This is a genomic window from Rhizobium sp. P1_E6, assembly GCF_056405875.1.
The window spans coordinates 1-6,833 of sequence record NZ_JBFUBG010000163.1 but is presented as its reverse complement, the minus strand read 5'-3'; the positions used below and the strand labels follow the sequence as shown (position 1 = coordinate 6,833).

The window sequence follows — 6,833 nt, the reverse complement described above, 5'->3', positions numbered from 1 at the left end:
AGCTGGACAATCCTGCCACCGGCAACCCGATCGCAGGACGTGGATAATCCCGCTGATCACCCGGCGGTCATCAGTTCGATGAGCGCCGGGTTGGTTCGTCGGAAGCAGAGGAGCGATCACCGCCCACTGTCGGTCATCAAGCCAGAATTCTCCTGCCATGATTCAAACTCCCATTATTACCGAAGTGAATCATACAGAGATAATTTAATCAATAGTTTGATTGGGTTTTAACCCTAGTCTTGCTCCTGCGGGCAAGGCCAGGTCGAAGGGACAGAGAGCCCCGAAGGCAGTTTGGTGGAGGAATCGCCGCAGGCGAGGTCGATCTGCGCCTGTTGCAGGCCGGTAGCGGCGGAAAGATCCAGCCCCTCGATGCGGGTCAGAAACATGAAGGCTCGGTCGAAACTGATCGGACCTTCAAAGCTTGCGCTCGTCAGATCGGCGCGGGAGAGGTTAGCGAGTGCGAAGCTGACGCCTGTCAGCACCGCCTGGTCGAAATTGGCCCGACCCAGCTCGGCCTTCTCGAAGTTGGCCTTCGTCAGCTGCGCCCCGGTGAAATCGGCCCGCTGCAACTCCGCACCGGCAAAGCTTGCACCATCGGCGATGGCCCTGGCAAACGTCGATCGATAGGCTTCGATTTTTCCGAAGTTCGCGCCCTGCGCGGTAGCGCCTTCAAGCGAGGCGCGCACAAGGGTCGCCTTTTCGGCATTGGCGGATTTGAGATTGGCGCCGCCGAGATCGGTCAGCGAGAAATCCGTGCCGGCCAGATTGGCGCCCTGGAGGTCGCTGCCCTGCAGCATCAGGTTTTTCTTGTTGCACTCCTGCCAGTCGAGCTCGGGCGAAGCCGTGCTGCCGCAACTGGCCGCCATAACGGGCAGCGAATAGGCGGTTATGGCCAAGAAAGCCGAAAGACCGAGCACCGAGCGTCCAAACATCAACCTCTCCTCCGCGAGTCGCGCTACCAGAGATTTCTACAAGGCGCAGACTACGATAAAAATATGGTTAGTCCTTGCCGGCAATCAATCTCTCGAAGTTCCCGTCAGGTCTTCGGCACGCGCAGCTCCATGCAGGTCAGATCGAGCCAGCGGCCGAACTTGATGCCGACTTCGGAAAATGTGCCGGCAATGCGGAAGCCGAGTTTCTCGTGCAGTTTGATGGAGGCGGCATTTTCTGCCTCGATGCCGGCGATCATGACGTGGATATTTCCGGCGCCCGCCCGCGCGATCAATTCGCGCATCAGCTTTTCGCCAATGCCCGCACCGCGGCAGTCTTTATCGACATAGACGGAATGCTCGACCGTGTGACGGTAGCCGTCAAAGGCGCGCCAGTCGCCGTAAGAGGCGTAGCCGGCGACCTCGCCGTTCATTTCGGCGACGATGACCGGAAAGCCCCTGCCCTTGCGAGCCTTGAACCATTCCAGCCGGTTGTCGAGATCGACGAGCGTTTCGTTCCAGATCGCCGTCGTGTGCTCGACAGCGTGATTGTAGATATCACGGATAGCAGCAAGATCGACTTCGGCGGCGTCCCGGATGAGAACGGTATCGGTCATATGGCAGGTCCGGTTCGGAATGGTCTTCTGCCGGGGCATACGCCGGGCGCCGGCCGATGTAAACGCCAGATATCAGCAAGAGATCAGAAGGCGGGAACCGAGAGGCTGAAGCAGGTCAGCACGGCCGAATAATGCACTGCAGCCGCGGCCACAACGAAGCCATGCCAGATGGCATTCTGGAAGCGCAGCCTCTCCCAGACGTGGAAGATGACCCCCAGCGAATAGATGATGCCGCCGATGATGATCAGCAGCATGGAAGCATAGGGAATGCGCGAGGCGACGGGTTCGGCAACCAGCACGCCGCTCCAGCCCATAGCGAGATAAAGCAGGATCGCCAGCCTGTCGTATTTGCCCGGAAAGACACATTTGACGAAAATGCCGAAGGCAGCGATCGCCCAGATGACGATCAGCATGCCCAGGAGCAGCGGATCGTCGGCGCCGCGCTCCAGAAAGGGCGTATAGGTGGCGGCGATCAGGATGAATATCGCCGAGTGGTCAAGCCGGCGCAGATACCATTTGGTGCGCGAAACCGGCCAGATGTTATAAGAAAAGGAAATGCCCAGCGTCAGCACCAGCCCGACACCGTAAACCCAGGCGGCAGCGAGCGCACCGGCGGGGCTCCAGAGGGTGGCGTAGAAGATCAGCACGGTCACGCCGATCAGGGCAAAGAACAAACCGACGCCGTGGACGATGCCGTCGGCGATCAGCTCATATCTGTCGTAAGCCCAGCGAATGCCGTTGATTTCGGCCATGCACGCACCCTTACTCATAGCGATGCGATGGTCGCATTGAATGCGTAAAGGCGCAACCTGACGCCCGGTGGCGTCAGGTTAAATCTTTGTGACGAGCCATGCTCGTTTTTGATGACGCGCTTACTTGCCTGCCGCACAATCCTCGCAGAGCGGCGTCTGCGGCAGCACTGCAAGGCGGGCCTCGGATATCTCGGCGCCGCAACGGGCGCAGGTGCCATAGGTGCCCTTGGCGATGCGTTCGAGAGCGGCGTCAATGGCGCGCAACTCGTCCTCACCGGCCTGGCCGAGCCCTTCCAGTACCTCGTCATTCTCGTTCTCGATGGCGCGGTCTTCGTCATCGGCCGCCTTGGTGCGGCCGAGGTCCGTATCGATCTTGCGCAGGCGCGCAGTCAGCTCGTGCCAGCGGTCGCGCAGGATCTTTTCCTGAAGTTTCGTGTCCATGGTTTCACGTCCTACCGATCCACCAGTACCGAGCACTTGGCGTGGCGCACCACGCGGTCGGCGGTGGCGCCGATGAAGTAGTTATAGATATCGGGGATATGCGAGGCGATCATGATGAGGTCGGCGCCGTGGCTGTCCGCCGCGGCAAGAATGCCGTTGGCTGGCGGGCCGTTGCGGACTTCGACGGCGGCCGGAATGCCGGTCTTGGCGACGAGGCCATCCAGCCGGTCGCGGCCTTCCCTCATGGCATCTTCGACGATGTTTCCCGGCAGCTCGATGGCGACATAGGTCGGAATATCCTCGACGACATTGAGGAGGATGATCTCGCCGCCATTGTCGAGCAGCTTTGCCGCGTTGCGGAAAATCTTCTCGCCCTTATCGATGCTGCCGATTTCAATCGGAACGATGATCTTCTTGTACATGCGATCCTCCTCGAGGTGTTGCTCTTCGTGGTCAACTTCCTACTCGGATAGATAAAGCGCATTGACTGATATCAAGTGGGGGCCAAGCGATCGTCAACGTTTGCAGAACGCTTCATCGTCAAAAACTGGCCTTCTGTGAACAATGCAAATAGATCATATAGGCATCAAGTACAGCAGCCGAGGGGAGCTTACAGGCAAATGGACCGGCGAAAATTCCTCGCGCTCGCTACGGGCGGCACATTTGCCGCCACCGCCGGTACGCCTTTCAATTCCAGGGCAGGAGATCATTCCGTGACGTCATCAGAAACTTCCTATGCGCTGACGCGCCCTGCCTATATCGACCAGTCGCATCTGGTCGTGAAAGACCTGGCCGCGGTTTCCGGTTTCTATCAGAAGATGCTTGGCCTTTCGGTGCTCGAAAAGACCGCAAGCGGCGAAGTCCTTGGCGTCGCCGGCCTGCCGTTGCTGACGCTGACGACGGACAGCAATGCGCGCGAGGCGCCCCGCAATGCCGCCGGCCTCTTCCACACCGCTTTCCTGATGCCAAGCCGCACCGAACTTGCCCGCTGGCTGCGCCATGCCGCGCACAACAACGTCACGCTGGAAGGCGCGTCCGACCATCTGGTCAGCGAGGCGATCTACCTTTCCGATCCGGAGGGCAACGGCATCGAAATCTATGCAGACCGGCCGCATGAGAGCTGGAAGTTCCATCCGGACGGCATGGTGGAAATGGCAACGCTGCGGCTCGACCTGCAGGCGCTCTACAACAGCGCGCCCGACGATACCTGGACCGGCATGGCTGACGGCACCGCGATCGGTCACATCCATCTGCAGGTCGGCGACATTCCGCAGGCGGATGCCTTCTATCGCGACGTGCTTGGCCTGAAGGTAATGGCGCGTTATCCGAGCGCGAGCTTCTTTGCGAGCGGCGGCTATCACCACCATCTCGCAGCCAATATCTGGAACAGCCGCGGCGCCGGCACGCGCGCCGACCACATGACCGGCCTTTCCGACTACAAGATCCGTTTCAACGACAAGGAAACGCTCGACAAGGCCGTTGCCAAGCTCGACGAACTGGAGATCAGGAGCGAGAAGCGCRACGGCGGCGTCTTCCTGAGAGATCCATGGGGCATCGGGCTGACGCTCTCGGCCTGAAGGAATAACTTTTAAGGCACTTGGAGAGGACCGTTTTGGTATTTTGCCGAAACGGTCCTTTTGTTTTGAGGTAATTTCCAAAACAGTCCCGGCATATTTGCCGATATTTGCTTTCAGGACGACCGCAAGCGCAGGGCTCGACGCCATCATCCCGCTGTAATAATCTGGACGTATCGTTCCAGTTTACAACCATCAATAGATTTCGCAGCCAATCCCCATCGTACACCGACGAGACGTCCGCCATCGGACGGAGGAGGCAGAATGACAGTGGAGGACTCTCAGCGCGTCCGGCAGGTAGCGGAGCAGGTTGCAGCCGCCAGCCCGCCGGATGTTCGGGCAGATATCAACGCGCTGATGAGCAGCGCGCAAAAGCCTGGCTGGCTCGATGAAGCCKGCCGCGCCATGAACGTCCGTTACGGCGGCGTACGCGCATTGATGAACCGAGATCAGCCAGTCGAAGAAGGGGTCGATATCGGCCCACCTCCAGTCGGCGACTTGGAGACGATCGTCTTTGCCGTGGGTACGCCGGTTTTCCTTGTCAGGAACAATGCCGTCGACATCGACAGCGCCCGAGAGGAAGCGAAGGCCTGGCGCCGCATCCTCACGGACAACGCTGCGAACGTGGACCGGGCGATGGTTTCGATCGGCCGTGTCGACGTCACCAATGCCGACCGCGACTATGCCGGCACGGCATGGGTGATCGATGACGGTCTTGTCGTCACCAACCGCCATGTGGCCAACCTTTTTGCGGAAGCAAGCGGCACCGGTTTCAAGTTCAAGATCGGCTTCGACGCGCGCCGCGAAATCGGCGTCAACATCGACTTCCTGGAAGAATACGGTAACGCCGCCAGCGACGAAGTGAAGATCGAACGCGTCGTCTGGGTGGCGCCCGAAAACGGACCCGATATTGCCTTCCTAAAGCTGGAGCAGAAATCCTCGCCGGTCGGCCGTCTGAAGCTCGACCTTGCCTCCGAGGTGCCGGTGCGCAACCTGCCGGTTGCCGCAATCGGCTATCCCGCCAGCGATTCCCGCTTCTCCGATCAGAGGCTTGCCGAAAAGATTTTTGGCGGCGTATTCACCAAGAAGCGGCTTGCAGTCGGCAACCTGCTGGCCGCCGACGAGAACCGTGTCACCCATTCCTGCTCCACCCTCGGCGGCAATTCCGGCTCTCCGTTGCTCGACATCGGCACCGGCAGGGTGATGGGGCTTCACTACAGCGGAACCGAATTCATCGAGAATGACGCAGTGCCGGCGGCCGTTCTGCGGCGCTGCCTGCAGCGTGCCCAAGGATTGCTCCAACCGCCACCGAAAGAGGAAATTGCCGTGATCAATAGCGATGGAAGTGGAAGCGGCAGCGGCGGCAAAGTGACATTCACGGTGCCGCTGAAGATTACCGTCGAACTGGACACTGCGGCGTTGCAATCCTCGCTCGCAGGCGGACCGGCGAACGCGCCGTCGGGGCCGTCCATCGTCATGAGCACGACCGGTTCCGGCCCCAACCCGCCGTCCCCCTCGCCGATTCCGATGCCGACCAAGGAGCAGGTATTTACAGCGGTCCGCAGCGCAAGATCTCAGCTTGCCAATCGTGATGACGTTGTAGCCATCAAGCCGGGCTATCGCTTCGAGAATGGCGAGATCACCGATCAGCGCGCCGTTGTGATCGCGGTCAATCGCAAGCTCGAGCTGGGCGCCCTGGAAGCGCGCGGCCGCACGAAACTACCTGATTATATTGACGGCGTGCGCACTGACATCACCGTTGCCTCGGCGCAGGATCTCTTCGGCATTGACATGGACGAGGCTGCGCAGCCGAGCTGGCATACGAATTACAAGCCGCGTCCCGATCTGCCGCTGACCCGGCGCCCGGTCAATGGCAAATTCGTCATCCATACCGGACCCGATGCGAGCTGGCCGCAGCTTGGCCCATTCCTGTCGAAGACCCGGAAGTCGCTGGTCGTTGCCATGTACGATTTCGGTGCGACGAATGTCGCCAATGGCGTGCTGGATGCTGTCAAGGGCCAGGCAGAAACCATCTCCATGGTACTGCAGATGGGCGGCAAGGTGCATGACGGTGATCTGACGGATGCCGAAGCGGTCGGGCAGATCCGCGATGCGAAGGGCAACAAGTTCGATTTCGCGCCGGCGAGCGTCGGCAGGAACGGCATCTTCGATTCCGCCTATCATATCAAGGTCGCCGTGCGCGACCACAATGCCATGTGGCTTTCGAGCGGCAACTGGCAGAGCTCCAACCAGCCCAACGTGGCACCTTTGACAAACAAGGATGACGCGGCATCGGCACTGCGGCTCTACAATCGCGAATGGCATGCCATCCTTGAAGATGCCGTGCTCAGCAAACTCTATGAGGATCATATTCTGCGCGATCTGGAAGAGGCCAAGACGGTGACCGAGGCCGGCATCGTGTCGGAACAACTGGTCTTCCTGCCCGCTAACCTCGCCACCGACACGCTCGAAGCGCCTCAAAAGCCGCGCTATTTCCAGCCGCTGACCGGCGCTGACCGG

The 6,833-nt window shown here is 60.1% G+C and carries 8 protein-coding genes; 2 read left to right on the top strand and 6 right to left on the bottom strand.

Annotated features, from left to right (window positions below; genetic code table 11):
- The 6 genes from AC1D35_RS34225 to AC1D35_RS34200 all read right to left on the bottom strand — a co-directional run.
- A partial coding sequence (locus AC1D35_RS34225; RefSeq protein WP_477942316.1) for a transposase occupies nucleotides 1-159 on the bottom strand: 159 nt, incomplete at its 3' end.
- Between the two features lie 74 nt (nucleotides 160-233).
- On the bottom strand, nucleotides 234-932 hold the full coding sequence (locus AC1D35_RS34220; RefSeq protein ID WP_113300313.1) for a pentapeptide repeat-containing protein: 699 nt from the start codon (nucleotides 930-932) through the stop codon (nucleotides 234-236).
- A gap of 104 nt (nucleotides 933-1,036) precedes the next feature.
- Complete coding sequence (locus AC1D35_RS34215; protein WP_113311747.1) at nucleotides 1,037-1,585, bottom strand: GNAT family N-acetyltransferase; 549 nt, start codon at nucleotides 1,583-1,585, stop codon at nucleotides 1,037-1,039.
- 44 nt (nucleotides 1,586-1,629) lie between these two features.
- Nucleotides 1,630-2,298, bottom strand: coding sequence for a PAQR family membrane homeostasis protein TrhA (gene trhA / locus AC1D35_RS34210; protein WP_113300311.1), 669 nt, complete (start codon nucleotides 2,296-2,298; stop codon nucleotides 1,630-1,632).
- A 120-nt stretch (nucleotides 2,299-2,418) separates the two neighbouring features.
- Nucleotides 2,419-2,739 carry a TraR/DksA family transcriptional regulator gene (locus AC1D35_RS34205; RefSeq protein ID WP_113300310.1) on the bottom strand — a complete coding sequence of 107 codons (321 nt, stop codon included), beginning with the start codon at nucleotides 2,737-2,739 and terminating at the stop codon, nucleotides 2,419-2,421.
- 11 nt (nucleotides 2,740-2,750) lie between these two features.
- Nucleotides 2,751-3,161, bottom strand: coding sequence for a universal stress protein (locus tag AC1D35_RS34200; RefSeq protein ID WP_113311745.1), 411 nt, complete (start codon nucleotides 3,159-3,161; stop codon nucleotides 2,751-2,753).
- Between the two features lie 198 nt (nucleotides 3,162-3,359).
- Here AC1D35_RS34200 and AC1D35_RS34195 point away from each other — a divergent pair, with 198 nt between their 5' ends.
- A complete protein-coding gene (locus AC1D35_RS34195; protein WP_477942312.1) occupies nucleotides 3,360-4,316 on the top strand; it encodes a VOC family protein in 957 nt (318 codons plus the stop codon).
- A gap of 261 nt (nucleotides 4,317-4,577) precedes the next feature.
- The coding region (locus AC1D35_RS34190; RefSeq protein WP_477942310.1) for a trypsin-like peptidase domain-containing protein at nucleotides 4,578-6,833 on the top strand (2,256 nt) is incomplete at its 3' end.